We start from the raw sequence: 17,993 nt of genomic DNA on the forward strand, positions 1-17,993 counted from the left end.
TATACATCATATTTCATAATAAATTACAATGAGAAAGTTTATCCAACGGCTCGTGTGTGTTGCATGCATGGCCGTGGCTATGCCGAGTTTTGTTTCGGCACAGCAGCAGATGCCGCCTATACCGGTGGACGATCAAGTAAGGATAGGTAAGCTTGACAACGGTCTTACTTACTATATTCGTCACAATGAATATCCCAAAGGACAAGCCGATTTCTATATCGCACAGAAGGTCGGCTCAATACTTGAAGAGGATAATCAGCGTGGCCTTGCTCACTTCCTTGAGCACATGTGTTTTAACGGCACCAAGAATTTCCCCGGAAACGAAATCGTTTCGTGGCTCGAAAGCGTGGGTGTAAAGTTTGGTCAAAACCTTAATGCACGCACCGATGTGGATGAAACCATCTACAATATATCGAAGGTGCCCACAGCGCGTGAAAGCGTACAGGATTCCTGCCTGCTCATCCTTCATGACTGGGCCGACGGGCTGCTGCTCGAGGATGCCGAGATCGACAAGGAGCGCGGTGTGATACACGAGGAGTGGCGCAGTACCAACGTTGGCTCCAATCGCATTCTCGAGAACCTTCTTCCGGTTATATATCCGGGCGACCGTTACGCTTACAGAATGCCTATCGGAACGATGGAGGTGGTCGATAACTTCCCTTATCAGGCTCTGCGTGACTACTACGAGAAGTGGTATCGTCCCGACCAGCAGTGTATAGCCGTTGTGGGTGATGTCGATGTCGACCGCATAGAGGGAAAGATCAAGGAGATGTTTGCCGACATAAAGATGCCCGAAAATCCCGCACCCCGCGTCTACTATCCTGTCGCCGACAATGACAAGCCCATCATCGCCATTGGAAAGGACAAGGAGCAGTCAAGGGCTCTCGTGCAGCTTATGTTCAAGCGTGATGCAACACCCGACTCGCTGAAGGGCAATCTCGACTACCTCGTCGAGCTTTATGTTGTCAACATGATGACCAACATGCTAAATTCGCGTCTTTCCGACATTATGTCGACTTCCGACGCTCCCTTTGCCGTGGCACAGGCCATGGATGGACGATTCCTTGCTGCCAAGACCAAGAAGGCGCTCACTCTTGCCGGACTTGCAAAGGGCAATGACATAAAGCCGGTAATCGAATCGATCTATCGTGAAGCATTGCGTGCAAAGCGTGGCGGATTCACCGCTACCGAATATGACCGTGCCCGCAATGAGTTCCTTTCGGCACTTGAGGCTGCTTATAAGAACCGCAATACACAGTCGTCATCGGTACTGGTCGAGGAGTATGTGCGAAACTTTATCGACAACGAGCCCATTCCCGGTATCGAGAATGAGTATAATATAATGAATCTGCTCGCCAAGCAGATTCCGGTAGAGGTGATTAATATGGCTATGTTGTCGTTGATTCCCGACAAAAACCTCGTGGTTCTTGCCATGTTGCCCGACAACGGACAATTCATAATCCCCACCGAAGCCGAACTTTCCGATGTGCTGACAAAGGTGGCTGCTGAAGACATATCGGCCCATGTCGATGAGGTGAAGAGCGAGCCGCTTATCGCTCAGCTTCCCAAGCCCGGCACTGTAGTGTCGGTGGGCGAGGACAAGCTCTACGGTGCAACCGTGTGGACTCTTTCCAACGGCATAAAGGTTGTGTTTAAGCACACCGACTTCAAGGATGACGAAATCCTCTTTATGGCCACTGCCAACGGCGGAACATCGGTCTATGGAGCCGACGACGACCTGAACCTGCGATTCCTGCCAATCGCCATGCTGCAGTCGGGCCTTGGCAGCTACACCAACTCTGACCTGTCGAAATATCTTGCCGGTAAGCAGGCTTCGGTGAGCGTTACGCTCGACGACTATGCCCGCAGCGTGAGCGGCTCATGTGTGGTTAAGGATCTTCCTTCGCTGATGGAGTTGATATACATGACTTTCACCGCCTACAACATAACTCCCGACGAATTTGCTTCGACCCAGAATGTCTATACCGGTGCATTGCAGAATCAGGAGGCAAATCCCGAATACCAGTTTGGCAAGGGATTCCAGATGGACACTTACGTATCTCCGCGTAATTACGCCGTGGATGTAGCTACAATTCAGAATGCCAACCGTGAGCGCATTCTTGATATAATTCATCAGCAGCTTGCCGATGCGGGTCAGTTCACGTTCTATTTCGTGGGTAATGTCAATGCCGAAACCCTCAAGCCGCTCGTGGAGCAGTACATAGCCACACTGCCCAAGGGCGCGGCTCCTAAGGAGGTTAAGCTTGCCGGACTCGGATTTAAGAAGGGTGCCTCGACCGACCGTGAAACATTCAAGATGGATATTCCGCAGACCTATGTCGGCATTACCTTGACAGGTGATATGCCTTACACATCCAAGAACCAGAAGCTCGCTTCGATTGCCGGACAGATATTGACCGGTCGTCTTGTGAAGCTTGTTCGCGAGGATGAGGGCGCCGTATATTCAATCAGCGCACAGGGTGCAATGCAGCGCGTTTCCGACAATCCCGTGGTGATGCAGTCGGCATTCCCCATGAAGCCTGAAATGAAGGACAAGGTGCTCGGCATAATCGCCGAACAGTTTGATGACATGTCACGCAACATCACTCCCGAGGAGCTTGCCAAGGTGAAGGAGTTCATGGTCAAGAGTGCCACCGAGGGGCTTGAGCGCAATGCCTCATGGCTGTCGGCCATGGTAGGTTACAACAGGCTGCCAGTTGACACCCTCACTGATGCTGTCGATGTCATAAACTCAATCACTGAGGACGATGTTGAGGCATTCATGAGCGAGCTGATGAAGCAGAACAACTATCGTGTCTACATTCTCGACCCTGCCGAGTAATCGCGATTCTGTAATTGCATAATATAAAGAAGGAGCCATGCCCGATGTGAGGCATGGCTCCTTTGGTTTTGTATCCGTTGGCGGTTGATTTAGAGCCGTTAATATTTATTGTCGAACCGGCTCTTACTCCATCAGGAAGTTCTCGCGGATGAAGTCGTAGTATATCTTTGAGAAGCGCTCGTTGTTCTCGCGCGGATAACGCACATCGGTAAATACCTGGGCGAGGGTGGTCTTGCCGTTCTCCTCGATGAATTTGCGGCTGTCCTCGCGGGCCTCCTTTTCGGCATAGATGTCACGTATATCCTCCACGGAGTAGTCGTGATATGCCTCCTCGTGGATTATTCCCTCGACGGGAATGCGGTCTGACAGCGGTGCATCGCCCTCGGGATAGCCCACGGTGAGCGTTACGAGGGGAATCACCCGTTTGGGCAGGTTGAGCACTTTTGCTATTTCGGGAGCAGTATAGGTGGTTGTGCCAAGGTAGCAGCATCCAAGTCCGTGCATTTCGGCTATGGTGTTGAACTGCTGTGCGAAAATGCAGGTATCGAGAGCTCCTGTCATGAACGACTGGAAATTGTCGTAGCCAGGAACGGCGTCACTTGCCTCGCACCACTTCACAAATCGGTTGTAGTCGATGCAGAATGTGAGCAGCACGCTGCATCCTGTGGCCGAGGGCTGGTTGAAGTGCAACGGGGCGAGAGCTCTCTTTCCTTCCTCCGATCGGGTTACGATTACCGAGTAGAGCTGCATGTTGCCGGTGGTGGGAGCGTGCGATGCCTCTTCAAGCATCTCTTTCAGCAACTGTGGCTCGACCTCGCGTGAGCTATAGCGGCGCACTGTGCGCCGTGTCTTGAAATAATTGTCGATATTCATGTGTAGAATGTATAAATGTTATTTCACTGTGTGCGAATGTACGATTATTTGTCAACATATCCAAGAAATAAAGTGAGTTCGTTGAAATAAAGTGTGCTCGTTTTCTTATGTTGCCGTCAGTTTCTGTTTTGGAAAACTTTTGAACATTGCTATTTTATTTAATTTGTTGATTATTAGTTATATCGTATTTTGTTTTGGAAAACTTATCAACATAGTGCGTTTTTATCGATTAATCATTTGGATAACTGAAATGCTTTTATGTATCTTTGCGGTGTAGAAAATTTTTAAGGCTTATCTTTTTTAATAACCAACCTGTCTAATAAAATTTAAACATAGAATAGTGGCTACGATTTACACTTACGACGAAGCTCAGCAGGCTTCGTTGGACTATTTTGGAGGTGATGAACTTGCTGCTCGCGTTTGGGTAACCAAGTATGCGCTCAAGGACTCATTCGGCAATCTCTTCGAGAAAACGCCCGACGACATGCATCGTCGCATCGCACGCGAAATCGCGCGCGTGGAGAACAATTATCCTAACCCTATGAGCGAGGACGAAGTGTTTGAGCTCATTCGCAACTTTAAGTATATCGTTCCGCAAGGCAGTCCCATGTCGGGCATAGGCAACAACTATCAGGTTGGTTCGCTTAGTAACTGCTTTGTCATCGGCATTGACGGCACCCCCGACTCCTACGGCGGCATAATGAAGATCGACGAGGAGCAGGTGCAGCTCATGAAGCGCCGAGGCGGAGTGGGGCACGACCTCAGCCACATTCGACCCAAGGGTATGCCGGTAAAGAATTCGGCATTGACCTCTACGGGACTGGTGCCCTTCATGGAGCGTTACTCCAACTCTACCCGCGAGGTGGCTCAGGACGGACGCCGTGGCGCGTTGATGATGACCGTAAGCATAAAGCATCCCGACAGCGAGGCATTCATCGATGCCAAGATGACTGAAGGTAAGGTGACGGGTGCCAATGTGTCGGTGCGCATCGACGATGACTTCATGCAGGCTGCCGTTGACAACAAGCCCTACGTTCAGCAATATCCCGTTGACTCCGACGAGCCTATAGTGAAGAAGGAGGTAGAGGCTGCCGCGTTGTGGGGTAAGATTGTGCACAACGCATGGAAATCGGCCGAGCCGGGAGTGCTTTTCTGGGATACCGTGACACGCGAATCGGTGCCCGACTGTTACGCCGATCTCGGATTCCGCACCATCTCCACCAATCCGTGTGGCGAAATACCGTTGTGTCCCTACGACAGCTGCCGACTGCTCGCTATAAATCTCTACAGCTATGTGCGCAATCCGTTCACTCCCGAGGCTTCGTTTGATTTCGACCTCTTCAAGACGCACGTGGCCAAGGCTCAGCGCATGATGGACGACATCATCGACCTTGAGATGGAGAAGATCGACAAAATTATAGATAAAATCGACTCCGACCCCGAAAACGCCGAGGTTAAGCAGACCGAGCGTCACCTTTGGGAGAAGATTCGCTCAAAGACATTGAAAGGCCGTCGCACGGGCGTGGGAACAACAGCCGAGGGCGACATGATTGCCGCACTTGGACTGCGTTACGGTACTCCCGAGGCTACCGACTTCTCGGTTGAGGTACACAAGGCCCTTGCAATTGCAGCCTATGGCTCGTCGGTAAACATGGCCAAGGAGCGTGGCGCATTTGAGGTCTACGACGCCGAGCGTGAGAAAAACAATCCCTATATCAATCGTCTTCGTGAGGCATCGCCCGAGCTATATGACGAAATGGTGGCCAACGGACGACGCAATATCGCCTGTCTTACCATCGCCCCCACCGGAACCACGAGCTTGATGACGCAGACCACATCGGGTATTGAGCCGGTGTTCCTGCCTGTCTACAAGCGTCGTCGCAAGGTGAATCCCAATGACCCTGAAGTGCACATCGATTATGTTGACGAAACAGGTGACGCATTTGAGGAGTACATCGTTTACCATCCCAAGTTCCTCAAGTGGATGGAGGTCAACGGTATCGAGCGAAAGGACTCCTACACTCAGGAGGAGCTTGACGCACTTGTGGCCCGTTCGCCTTACTACAAGGCCACTTCCAACGATGTAGACTGGATGGAGAAGGTGAAGATGCAGGGTCGTGTGCAGAAGTGGGTCGATCACTCTATTTCGGTGACCATAAATCTGCCCTCCGATGTTACCGAGGAGCTTGTCAACCGCCTTTATGTCGAGGCTTGGCGCTCGGGATGCAAGGGATGCACCGTCTATCGCGACGGTTCCCGCTCGGGAGTGCTTGTGGCTGTCGAGAAGAAGGCCGAGCCGACTGTCAAGGATACCGACGCCCATGTTCACAAGCGTCCCATCGAGCTTGAAGCCGATGTGGTAAGATTCCAGAACAACAAGGAGAAGTGGATTGCCTTCGTGGGACTGCTCGACGGTGAGCCTTACGAGATTTTCACCGGTCTTGCCGACGACGAGGACGGAATCTTCTGCCCCAAGAGCGTTACTCACGGAAAGATTATCAAGGCCATCGACGATAAGGGCAACAAGCGTTACGACTTCCAGTTTGTAAACAAGCGTGGTTACAAGACCACCATCGAGGGACTTTCCGACAAGTTCAACCCCGAGTACTGGAACTATGCCAAGCTTATCTCCGGTGTGTTGCGTTACGGAATGCCTATTGACCAGGTGTTGAAGCTTGTGGGTACTCTTGAACTCGACAGCCAGTCGATAAATACATGGAAGATGGGTGTTGAGCGTGCGTTGAAGAAGTATCTCCCCAACGGCACCAAGGCCAACGGACAGAAGTGTCCCAACTGTGGCAACGATACTCTTATTTATCAGGAAGGATGCCTGATATGCACATCCTGCGGCACTTCAAAATGCGGATAAAGGATTATAAAAGTATATAAATTGTAAAAAATGGCTAATGGCGGAAAAATTTCCTGTCAATTAGCCGTTTTTTATTTATAATGTAACTAACTTTACAGAGTCTGTTTATAGCGATTATAAAGAATTCTAAAGATTGACTGAAATTCAAAAAATAATACCAACATGAAGCTTAATTTCAATATCGACTACCGCACCAATTGGGGCGAATCGGTATACATCGTCGGACATATTCCCGAACTTGGCGATGGTGATGAATCTCGTGCCGTGAAGCTTGAACTTGACGGTGTGGGATTGTGGTCGCTGTCGATTGATGTCGCCGATGAAACTTGCGACTTCGACTATCGTTACATTGTAAGACGCGACGACGGTTCGACGCGTTACGAGTGGGGACGCCCCCACAGGTTTGTTGCAGGGTGCGATGTGAAAAGTTACGAAATCTATGACCGATGGCAGGATCAGCCTTACGACAAGCCCTACTATTCATCGGTGTTTGTCGACTGTATCAACCGTCGTGACGACCGTGACGAGCCACAGTCGCTCTATCCCGGTTCGGTGACATTGCGCGTCGACGCTCCTATGGTGGGTTCCGGTGAGGTGCTTGCATTGTGCGGCGACGACGAGGCTATCGGCGAGTGGAATCCCGAAAACGCCTTGGTGATGAACGACAGCAATTTCCCTGAATGGAGCATAACGCTTCCCAATAAGGAGATTCATCTGCCGTTCCGTTACAAGTTTGTGATTCTTGACAAGACTACCCGTAAGCTGCTCGCCTGGGAGAACGGCGACAATCGAGTGATGAACATAATCCCCGAGCATAAGAGCTCGGCGCTCGTTGTGGGCGGTATGCGTTTCATCAATTCCCGTCCGGCATGGCGCGGAGCGGGTGTGGCCATTCCCGTGTTCTCGGTGCGCAGTGAGGATGACTTCGGCGTGGGCGACTTCTTCGACCTTAAGAAGATGGTTGATTGGGCTGTTGTCACAGGACAGAAGTTCCTTCAGATTCTGCCTATCAACGACACCACGATGACTCACACGTGGACCGACTCCTATCCCTACAACGCCAATTCAACATTTGCGTTGCACCCCATGTATATGCGTCTTAGCGAGCTTGGACGCCTTAACGACGAGAACCGTCAGAAGTACTACGACGACCTCGCCGTTGAACTTAACGCGCTTCCCACAGTCGACTATGAGCGTGTCAACAACGCCAAGAACGAGTTTATGCGCGAGATATTCCGCCAGGAGGGCGCAAAGACTCTTGAGTTGCCCGAGTTCAAGGCATTTGTCGAGGCTAATGCTTACTGGTTGACTCCTTATGCCGCTTTCTGCGTGCTTCGTGACATGAACGGCACCCCTGAATTTGGCAAGTGGGGCGAATATGCCGTTTATGATGAGGCCAAGGTGTCGAAATTTGTCGATGAGCATGCCGATGACATAAACTTCGTGTACTATGTACAGTATCATCTCGACAGGCAGATGCGTGCCGTCCATGAATATGCCGGTAAGCACGGCGTGGCCTTCAAGGGCGATATTCCTATCGGTATTTCGCGCGACTCGGCCGATGCATGGATTTCACCTCGCCTGTTCAACATGGATTGCCAGGCCGGTGCTCCGCCCGATGACTTCTCGGTGCTTGGACAAAACTGGGGATTCCCGACCTACAACTGGGAGGAGATGAACAAGGACGGTTTTGCCTGGTGGAAGGCACGTTTCCGCAAGATGGCCGAGTACTTCGACGCCTACCGCATCGACCATGTGCTTGGGTTCTTCCGAATATGGCAAATACCGATGGATGCTGTACACGGATTGCTGGGAATCTTCAATCCCGCATTGCCCTATACACCCGATGAGTTGCGTCACAATTACGACTTCTGGCTCGATGTCGATTTGCAGACGACTCCGTTTATAATGGATTACTTCCTCTATGACTTCTTCGGCGAATATACCGACGAGGCCAAGCGTCGCTTCCTGATTGATGTTGGTTACGGACGCTACAAGCTCCGTCCCGAGTTTGACACTCAGCGCAAGATTGCCAACTACTTCGCAACCGAAGAGAAGTGTGAGAAAAACGATAAGCTGTGCAACGCCTTGCTTGGTCTTGTCGACGAGGTGCTCTTTATCGAGGATCCCTACGAGAAAGGCAAGTATCATCCGCGCATCTCGGCACAGTTCACCTATATATATCGCTCGTTGACCGACTATGAGCGCTGGTGCTTCAACCGTCTTTACAACGACTTCTACTACCACCGTCACAATGACTTCTGGTATGGAAAAGCTATGTGGAAGCTTCCTCCCTTGATTGACTCCACTTCGATGCTCACCTGCGCCGAGGACCTTGGCATGATTCCCGATTGCGTTCCCGCTGTGATGAATGCGTTGCAGATGCTTTCGCTTGAGATTCAGCGTATGCCTAAGGACCCGAAGGCCGAATTCGGTAACACGTGGACCTATCCCTATCTGTCGGTCTGCACGACATCGACCCACGACATGGGCGGAATACGCCAGTGGTGGGAGGAGAATCGTGAAGTCACGCAGCATTTCTACAACAACATGCTCCATGAGCAAGGTCCGGCACCGCACTATGCCGAGCCGTGGATTTGCGACAAGATAGTGACGCTTAACCTTCAGTCGCCATCGATGCTTGCCATATTCCCGCTTCAGGACTGGCTGTCGATCGACGGCAATCTGCGTCGCAACGACCCGCGTGAGGAGCTGATTAATATTCCGGCTAATCCGCGTCACTATTGGCGTTACAGAATGCACATGACGGTCGAGGAGCTTCTTGATGCTCAGCTCTATAACGACTATGTGCGTTCAAAGATTAAGTCGGTAGGCCGATAATACGATACATCCATCGTGACACATAAACGTAATGGCGATTGCTTCAATGCAGTCGCCATTATTTTTTTATCTATTCGTGGGTGAGTTAAATTTCGACAAAAATCAAAGAACCAAGATGAGCCTCTTAAAAAGTATACGCAGCGAGTAGACAATGTTGCAACTTCGAGAAACCCCATCCGCTTCCGTATCTCTTTACAAGCTTATCGGTAAGATGTTTTACAACATTAGGTTGTAAAGTTACTAATTTTTCAATGATTATAACTTTTGGCTCAGATATTTTGGTTAAATTTGCGGGTGGAAAGTTTTTTGACTGCTCCATGACATTTTTGAAAAATAAGAAGCGTTATGCGTAATCTTGTGATTTGAGAACGTAGGAAATTCGACAAATAGCACAAGGATTGGCATAGTGGTTCTCACGCTCATAGTGTGGGCTGCTATTGTTACATCTGTGCTAATGGTTTCCTACGACCTTCAAATCAAGACATGGCATAGTTGGCTCACGTTTTATATTTATAACTAATTTTCCATTGAGCTGATGGAAAAACACATTGCAATGACAACAAACCGACTTATCACAATGTTGGTTCTTCTTTGCTTGGCTCTCGGAGCAAACGCTAAAAAGAAGAAGCAGGACTATCCGCGTTCTGAAATCAAGGTAAGCTACAATTACTATAATAAGTTCCTGCGTGGCAGTGATGGTATAGTAGAGAAAAACACGCCTTTCATTCTGCTTGCCAACCACAATGAGAGCAAATTCTATTGCCCGAGTACAGAATATAAGGATTCTCTGCTTTCCACACCTTCGGGGAGAGCAAAGGAAAAAAAGATGTTTGATGCTGCAGTGGCAGCATACGTGCAAAATCGTGATGAAAGTCTATGGACGGGGTGGTATATCACTCTCAGTTATACGTAACGAAAGATTATGCAAAATCTGTTTCTACAACCTACGACCAAGCCGGACTGGGTGAACTCGGATATTACGACGAGCCTTTTTCCGAAATCGACTGGCATATAGTTGAGGACAGCACCAAAACTGTATTAGGCTATGAGTGCGTGATGGCGACCGCCGATTACCACGGTCGGAAATGGACGGCGTGGTTCTCTCCCGAGATTCCGGTTCAGGATGGCCCTTGGAAATTTTGCGGATTGCCCGGGCTTATACTTGAAGCCGCCGAGGAGAATGGTCATCACCGTTTTACAGCCGACGGTATCGAGCAGTCAAGTCAGTCGATATACCCGATATATAACAAAGATTACGAAAAAATGGGGCGGCTTGACATGCTGCGCAACCTGCGAAATTTCCGTGATAACAATAATTCGATAATCAAGGCATCGACCGGCGGTATGCTTGACTTCGGTCCCGATGCCCCCGTGCAAACTGAATACGATTTCCTGGAAACTGACTATCGTTAAAATTACACTTTTGGGTATGGCTCAGAATTAGCCACTTTTGTAATTTTGCGGAAAAATAGAGTTATGTCAAAACGATTCTTCACATATATGTTGCTTATTGTCGTTGCCTTTTCGGCTATGGCGCAGATTAATGTGACAGGAAAAGTCATTGACAAGGAGAGCAATGAACCGCTGACAGGGGCGTCGGTGATTGTCAAGGGAGCCGACGGCAAAATCAAGAAATTTGCCTCGTCGAAAGCCGACGGCGCATTCGCTATGACGCTGCCGTTGGTCAATGGTTGCCGATTGGAAGTTGCCATGATGAGTTTCGCCAAGCAGTCTATTCCACTTGACAGCGTGACATTTCCTTTGACCGTCTACATGGAGCCGGGAGCTACATTGCTTAAAGAGGTGACGGTAAAAGCCGACCGCATACGTGAGCAGGGAGATACGATTACCTATAATGTCGGCAGCTTCGCCCAACAGCAGGATCGCTCCATAGGCGATGTGCTGAAGCGTATGCCCGGCATCGATGTTGCCAAAAACGGCAAAATTCAGTATCAAGGCGAGGACATCAACAAGTTCTATATCGAAGGCTCCGACCTTCTCGGCGGTAAATATGGAATCGCTACCAACGGTATCAGTCATGATGATGTAGGTGCGGTCGAGGTGATGGAAAACCATCAGCCTATGCAAGTGCTGTCAGGTATCTCATTTTCCGACAAGGCGGCTATCAATCTCAAGTTGAAAAACAAGGCCAAGGCCACATGGACTTTCCACGGTGATGCCGGCGGCGGTTACTCGTGGCAGCCCGATGGAGCGATTTGGGATGGCGAACTGTTCACAATGGCTGTGATGCCATCGTTTCAGAACATAACCACCTTCCGCACCAACAACACGGGCGAGGATCTTTCATCGTCAAGCATCGACTTCTTCGCCGGTCGTCGCAATTCGGGATTGAGCCGTTATGTGAGCGTAGGCCTGCCGGGCGTACCGTCACTTAGCGAAAAGCGTACACTGTTTAACCGCTCGTTTCTCGTGTCGACCAATAGCCTGTGGAAACTGAAAAACGGCGAGTTCAAGGTCAACATCGACTACTCCTTCAACCGCGTTACGGCCGATGCCTCCAACACCACGACATACTTCTTACCCGATGTGGGACAACGCGGACGCGAAGTATCGCGTCCCTACGATGGAAACCGCATAATTACCGAAAACCGCAGTGGCACCGAACACTCTCACTCGCTCAGCGGCAAGTTCATCTATGAGTTGAACCGGCGGACTGCTTTCATCAACAACACGTTACGTACTAATGTAGACTGGGATGATGTCGACCTCGTAACATCGGGGTCGATACCCAACGAGCAGTCGGCGAAACTGCCTGACTACTATGTCAGCAACAACTTCAAGATGATAAAACGCTTCAAAGGAAACCATCTTGTAACGCTGCAGAGCGTCAACGAATGGGAATCGCTGCCGCAGACACTTACTTTGACTATGGTCCCTGATGCTGCGGACGCGAAGTATCGCGTCCCTACCGGCAATAAATTTAGTCAGCACATCTCCGATCACGCTTTCTATACTCACGAGAGTGCGGCTTACGCATTCAATATAAAGGGTGTGACGCTGAGTCTTGAAGGCGGCATAAAGGGGTACTTCCGTTCTATGGATTCGCAGTTGCCCGACTTTCCTGAGGAGGTGCCCGGACTTACTGAAAACGTAGTCAATACCAACTACATGACGGTATATGCCGACCCGGAGTTTGAATACTGGGTACGCCGTGTCAACATTTCACTCAACCTGCCTGTAAGTTACGCGCATTACACCTTCGACAAGGCTATCGCCAATCATGATGAGGTATATTTCTCGCCGTCGTTAAGCTTCGACTGGAAGCCCAACAACCGCTTCTCGGGATCGTTTAGCGGCGGTCTTGGTCGCTCGCCTATGAACATGAATCTTATCCATCCGGGACTCATAATGACCAACTACCGCACGTTGAAAGCGGGAACTGAACAATTTTACAACTCTTCGTCGCAGAATGTGTCGGCAAGCGTCAGCTACAAGCACACCCGTCACGGACTCTTTGCCAACGGAATCGTAATGCAGTCGTGGACTCACATTCCCTACACGATGTCACAGCAGCTCTATGGCGACTATGTTGTCTACAGCTATGCCGACGCCGACAACGACAGCCGTATGCTCATGGCTATGGGAAGTGTCGGCAAGACGCTCGACTTCATGCGGGGAAGCTGCAACGTGAACGGGTCGTTCAGCCGCAACGAGTCGCAGCTGTTTTCGCAGCAACAATCGGTCAACTCGGTCAGCACCGGTTGGAGCATTGGCGGCAAAATTAACGGCAATCCATGTCGCTGGTTCAGCTTCGACTATAGCATAGATTATTCCGACAGTCGCCTGACAATGAACGGCATGAGCGAGTCATGGCTCTCGACTATGGAAAATGAGCTGAGCCTCACATTCATTCCCTACCGCAGATGGCAATGGACCGTAAGCGGCGAGCATTACCGCAACGAGATAACTGAAAACTCATTCAAGAATGTCGTTATGCTCGACACCAAGCTCATCTATCAGTTCAACAAGAGGATAGAACTTGCCGCGTCGCTCACCAACATCCTCAACAAGCGCAGTTACAACTACATAACCTATTCGCAGCTCTCATCATTTGAGAGTCAGCGACAGCTCCGCGGTCGTCAGCTCCTATTCTCGATAACCCTCCGAAAATGAGCATTATGGTTGATCGTCACATGTTTCGCGCTGAATGGCATGACTATAACGACGGGATATTCTTCGTTACCGTATGCGCCAAAGATAAAAAGCATCTCTTTGGAACGATAAGTAATGATGAAATGCACAAAACCGCATTAGGTGCAATTGTCGAAGAATGTATACAAGCCATTCCTGCACATCATCCCCAAGTCAACATACCCAACTATGTAATAATGCCCAACCACATCCATTTAATCATCGCAACAGTAGGGACGCGATATATCGCGTCCGCAACAGCAAAATTAGCAAAAGCAGAAATACCGGAAACAACAGAACCAATAAATCCACTAAAACCATCCATCGGCTGTCTAAAACCACCTGCACATGGAGAGCCAATAATTGATTATCATCACAATTCAAGGTTGGCGGTAATAATAGGTTCATTAAAAGCTGCGGTAACTCGCATTGCCCGGACGCGATGTATCGCGTCCCTACCGTGCTGGCAATCACGGTTTCATGAACATATTATAAGGAATCAACGCGCGTTTGACAATATTATGGATTATATCGACAATAATGTTGCTCGCTGGGAGCAAGATTGTTTCAATTTAAAATAAATATTTATATGATTAATAAAGTAACAGCTATGCTTATGTGCCTTGTGGCAATAGCCGCAAGTGCACAGCCGCAGGCCGACATCGAGGTCAGCTACACGGCTCATCATCCCAATCTTCGCAACGGTAAGGATGATCTTACAAGTCAGTATATTTTGCTCGCCAATGGTGATGAGTCAAAATTCTTCTCGCCGATGACCGAATATGTAGATTCGCTCAACTCTACGCCTGAAGGGAAAGCAAAACTGAATGAGATGACGAGCAATGCCTTTCTCGGAGGAAAATTGGACGATATACCTCGTTCCGACGGCTCATACTATGTCGTTAAATCGGTTGACAAATATACTTATTATGACAACTCCGGCTTTGAAAAATACGTGTATGAAGAGCCTGTTGCCGAAATGAAGTGGGAAGTTGCAGAAGATTCAACTAAGAATATCCTCGGTTATGAGTGCATAATGGCTGTTGTCGATTATCACGGCCGCCGATGGACTGCATGGTTCACGCCTGAGATTCCTATAAATGCCGGACCGTGGAAATTTGCCGGTCTTCCGGGACTGATATTGGAGGCGACTGCCGACGGCAACCAATACAGCTTTGTGGCAACGGGTCTTCAGCAAACCGACAAGCCCATAACTCCTGTATATCTTGCAAATGAATATGAGAAGACCGACCGCATTAAATTCTTAAAGGCGCGTCGCAGTTTCCTCGACAATCCGTTGGGTAAAATCAACGCCCAATTCGCCGGTGCCGGAGTCACTGTGGGCAAAGTTCAAAACGAGGACGGCAGTGACGCTACAGGCTCAATCTTCGCACCCGCTTCGGTCGTCGACCTTATCGAAACCGACTATCATTAAATATCAGTAGGAAATATAAGTAGACGACGACCGTTCGCCTTGACGGTGATTTTGCGGAGGCTCCATTGATGTGGAGCCTCCGTGCTGTAAAAAAATCGGTAACAGTGATGCCTATCAGATATAATTGTGTGTAGGAACGCGAAATTTTTATACCTTTGCAAGCTGAAATGAATAGCTTTCTATGGATAAGTTGTATTGGAAACTTTTCTTCACGTTCCTGAAGATAGGCGCATTCACCTTCGGCGGCGGATGGGCCATGATTTCATTAATAGAGCGCGAGGTGGTCGACAAGAACAAGTGGATTGACCGGGAGGAGTTTCTCGACCTTCTGGCTATATCGCAGTCGATGCCCGGCATACTTGCAGTTAACATTTCAGTGTCGATAGGCGACAAGTTACGCGGATTCCGCGGCAGCCTTACGGCGGCTCTCGGCACCATCCTCCCTTCGTTTCTCATAATATTGGCCATCGCCATATTCCTGACCCCCGACATTATCAAGAACAACCCCATAGTGTCACGCATATTCATGGGCATTCGTCCGTGTGTGGTTGCGCTCATCGTGGCTCCGGTCATCACATCGGCCCGTGCTGCCAAAATATCATGGCGCACGGTGTGGATTCCCATCGTGGTTGCAGTGCTCATCTACATCGGCTGGAATCCTATAGTGTTCATCGTCTTGGGTGGACTGGGCGGTTACCTGTGGTTTACGCGTCACCATCGCATGTTGCGTGACAAGCAAGGAAAGGAGGATGGAAAATGAGCGTCTACCTTAAACTTATATGGGCTTATCTCAAGATAGGTCTTTTCGGATTCGGCGGCGGTTACGCCATGCTTGCACTTATAGAGCGTGAGGTTGTGACACCGGGATGGATCACCGAGCAGATGTTTACCGACATAGTGGCTATTTCGCAGATGACACCCGGTCCTATCGGCATCAACAGCGCCACTTATATAGGTTACGTTGTCACCGGCAGTGTGCTTGGCTCGATAGTCACCACCGTCACCGTCATGTTGCCCTCGTTCCTGCTGGTACTCTATGCAAGTCACTTCATTCGCCGTCACAAGGAGTCGGCTATAATCAAGGGAGTGTTTGCCGGGTTGCGTCCTGTCGTCATAGGACTTATCGCATCGGCTGCGCTGTTGCTGATGAACCGTCAGAACTTCCCCGACAACACCTGGAGCATACTCATAGGTGTCGCATCATTCATTCTTGTCTATTTCACCAAGATACATCCTATATTCATAATCTGCCTTGCCGGAATAGCGGGACTTGTAATATATTGATTATTATGAACTACGACGAAGCCATCGACTATCTTTATACGCGTCTCCCCATGTTTCAGCGCATGGGTGCACCGGCCTACAAGCCCGGTCTTGACACATCGCTCAACCTTGCACGGGCATTCGGCGACCCTCACCGTCATTACCCCTCAATCCATGTTGCGGGAACCAACGGAAAGGGTTCCACGGCCCACACATTGGCGGCTATTCTGCAAAGTGCCGGATACAAGGTGGGGCTTTACACTTCGCCTCATCTTGTCGACTTTCGCGAGCGCATGAGGGTTGACGGAGCGATGATTCCCCGCGAGCGCGTAGTCGACTTTGTGGAGCGTTACAAGGCTCTCGGATTCGACGGAGCGCCGTCGTTCTTTGAGTTGACAATGGTCATGGCGTTTGAATACTTCGCAGCCGAGCATGTCGACATCGCGGTCATAGAGGTGGGACTTGGCGGACGGCTCGACAGCACCAACATCATTTCGCCCGACCTGTGTGTCATCACCAACATATCATTTGACCACACCCAGTTCCTCGGCGACACGCTGCCGCAGATTGCCGCCGAGAAGGCCGGCATAATAAAGCCCGGTGTGCCTGTGGTGATAGGGGAGTCGGAGGGTGATGTGCGTCGCGTATTTGCCGAGAAAGCCGCCACCGAAGGTGCCCCGATACGTTACGCCGACGACGAGAAGCGTTACGCATCATTCGACATGACCCCGCAGGGCATCATCTATCACGACACTCCATGCGGCGAGCTGCTCGGAGCCCTCTCGGGCGAATGTCAGCTTAAAAACACCTCGACGATACTCACCGCCGTTGATGCGTTACGTTCGCTCGGCCGTGACCTGCCCGATGAGGCTGTGCGCCGCGGATTTGCCGAGGTGTGTTCGCTCACCGGCCTTGCCGGACGATGGATGAAGATTTCGTCACACCCCATGGTCGTGTGTGACACTGGACACAATGTAGGCGGCTGGCAATACATTGCCCCTCAGCTCGATGCCGCTCCCGGTCGCAAGCATCTCGTAATCGGATTTGTCAACGACAAGGACATCGACCACATCCTCGACATGATGCCGCGTGACGCCCGCTACTATTTCACGCAGGCTTCGGTGCAGCGTGCGTTACCGAGTGCCGAACTTGCCGCCAAGGCAAAAGAAAAAGGCCTCCACGGGGAAGCCTTTGATAGTGTTGACGGCGCATTTGCCGCCGCTATGGAAGATGCATCGTCGGGTGACACGGTGTTTATCGGCGGAAGCACATTTGTCGTTGCCGATTTCCTTGCGTCGCGCGACAAAGCGTGACAACCGGCCGTTAGCGCACGGCAAGCACTTCGATTTCCACAAGCACCTGCTTGGGGAGCTCTCTTACGGCTACAGCCGAGCGGGCGGGGTAGGGAGCGCTGAATGCTTCGGCGTAAACCTCGTTCATTGCGGCGAAGTCGTTCATGTCGGCAAGGAATACGGTAGTCTTCACCACGTTGTCGAGAGTAAGACCTGCCTCATTGAGTATAGCCTTTACATTGGCGAGCGACTGACGGGTCTGTGCCTTGATGCCTTCGGCGATATTGCCTGTTGCGGGATCGATGGGAATCTGTCCCGATGCAAATACGAATGAACCTGTGTCGATGGCCTGGCTGTAGGGGCCTATTGCGCCCGGAGCCGCTGTGGTTGAAATTGGAGTCTTCATTGTAGTTCTGATTTTGGTTG

13 protein-coding genes are annotated in these 17,993 nt (G+C 50.3%); 11 read left to right on the top strand and 2 right to left on the bottom strand.

Annotation, left to right across the window (positions count from 1 at the left end; genetic code table 11):
• Window positions 1-28 precede the first annotated feature (28 nt).
• Window positions 29-2,842: a M16 family metallopeptidase gene (locus tag E7746_RS02945; RefSeq protein WP_136409778.1), complete on the top strand. Its 2,814-nt coding sequence runs from the start codon at window positions 29-31 to the stop codon at window positions 2,840-2,842.
• Window positions 2,843-2,965: 123 nt separating this feature from the next.
• Here the strand turns inward: E7746_RS02945 and E7746_RS02950 are convergent, their stop codons facing one another.
• Entirely contained in the window at window positions 2,966-3,715 is a 750-nt protein-coding gene (locus E7746_RS02950; protein ID WP_136409779.1) for a nitroreductase family protein, read from the bottom strand.
• Window positions 3,716-4,055: 340 nt separating this feature from the next.
• Between E7746_RS02950 and E7746_RS02955 the strand changes: the two genes are divergently transcribed.
• The 10 genes from E7746_RS02955 (at window position 4,056) to E7746_RS03000 (ending at window position 17,588) form a co-directional block, all read left to right on the top strand.
• Window positions 4,056-6,584, top strand: coding sequence for an adenosylcobalamin-dependent ribonucleoside-diphosphate reductase (locus E7746_RS02955; protein WP_370640275.1), 2,529 nt, complete (start codon window positions 4,056-4,058; stop codon window positions 6,582-6,584).
• A 162-nt stretch (window positions 6,585-6,746) separates the two neighbouring features.
• Window positions 6,747-9,425 carry a 4-alpha-glucanotransferase gene (locus tag E7746_RS02960; protein ID WP_136409781.1) on the top strand — a complete coding sequence of 893 codons (2,679 nt, stop codon included), beginning with the start codon at window positions 6,747-6,749 and terminating at the stop codon, window positions 9,423-9,425.
• Between the two features lie 553 nt (window positions 9,426-9,978).
• A complete protein-coding gene (locus E7746_RS02965) occupies window positions 9,979-10,338 on the top strand; it encodes a hypothetical protein (protein WP_136409782.1) in 360 nt (119 codons plus the stop codon).
• Window positions 10,302-10,838 (top strand): GLPGLI family protein, encoded by a 537-nt coding sequence (locus E7746_RS02970; RefSeq protein ID WP_136409783.1) that lies wholly within the window; start codon window positions 10,302-10,304, stop codon window positions 10,836-10,838. The genes E7746_RS02965 and E7746_RS02970 overlap by 37 nt, the downstream gene beginning before the upstream one ends.
• A 63-nt stretch (window positions 10,839-10,901) precedes the next feature.
• On the top strand, window positions 10,902-13,559 hold the full coding sequence (locus E7746_RS02975) for a carboxypeptidase-like regulatory domain-containing protein (RefSeq protein ID WP_136409784.1): 2,658 nt from the start codon (window positions 10,902-10,904) through the stop codon (window positions 13,557-13,559).
• Window positions 13,560-13,564: 5 nt separating this feature from the next.
• Window positions 13,565-14,158 (top strand): transposase, encoded by a 594-nt coding sequence (locus E7746_RS02980; RefSeq protein ID WP_136409785.1) that lies wholly within the window; start codon window positions 13,565-13,567, stop codon window positions 14,156-14,158.
• An 8-nt stretch (window positions 14,159-14,166) separates the two neighbouring features.
• The gene (locus E7746_RS02985; protein WP_136409786.1) at window positions 14,167-15,012 is read left to right on the top strand and encodes a GLPGLI family protein; all 846 of its coding nucleotides are present in this window, start codon (window positions 14,167-14,169) and stop codon (window positions 15,010-15,012) included.
• Window positions 15,013-15,193: 181 nt separating this feature from the next.
• Window positions 15,194-15,772 carry a chromate transporter gene (locus E7746_RS02990; RefSeq protein ID WP_136409787.1) on the top strand — a complete coding sequence of 193 codons (579 nt, stop codon included), beginning with the start codon at window positions 15,194-15,196 and terminating at the stop codon, window positions 15,770-15,772.
• The gene (locus tag E7746_RS02995) at window positions 15,769-16,296 is read left to right on the top strand and encodes a chromate transporter (protein ID WP_136409788.1); all 528 of its coding nucleotides are present in this window, start codon (window positions 15,769-15,771) and stop codon (window positions 16,294-16,296) included. The genes E7746_RS02990 and E7746_RS02995 overlap by 4 nt, the downstream gene beginning before the upstream one ends.
• Window positions 16,297-16,301: 5 nt before the next feature.
• A complete protein-coding gene (locus E7746_RS03000) occupies window positions 16,302-17,588 on the top strand; it encodes a bifunctional folylpolyglutamate synthase/dihydrofolate synthase (RefSeq protein ID WP_136409789.1) in 1,287 nt (428 codons plus the stop codon).
• Between the two features lie 10 nt (window positions 17,589-17,598).
• Here E7746_RS03000 and E7746_RS03005 read toward each other — a convergent pair whose 3' ends face one another.
• A complete protein-coding gene (locus E7746_RS03005; protein WP_123396110.1) occupies window positions 17,599-17,973 on the bottom strand; it encodes a RidA family protein in 375 nt (124 codons plus the stop codon).
• Between the last annotated feature and the right edge of the window lie 20 nt (window positions 17,974-17,993).

It is taken from the genome of Muribaculum gordoncarteri, from assembly GCF_004803695.1.
Taxonomy (GTDB): domain Bacteria; phylum Bacteroidota; class Bacteroidia; order Bacteroidales; family Muribaculaceae; genus Muribaculum; species Muribaculum gordoncarteri.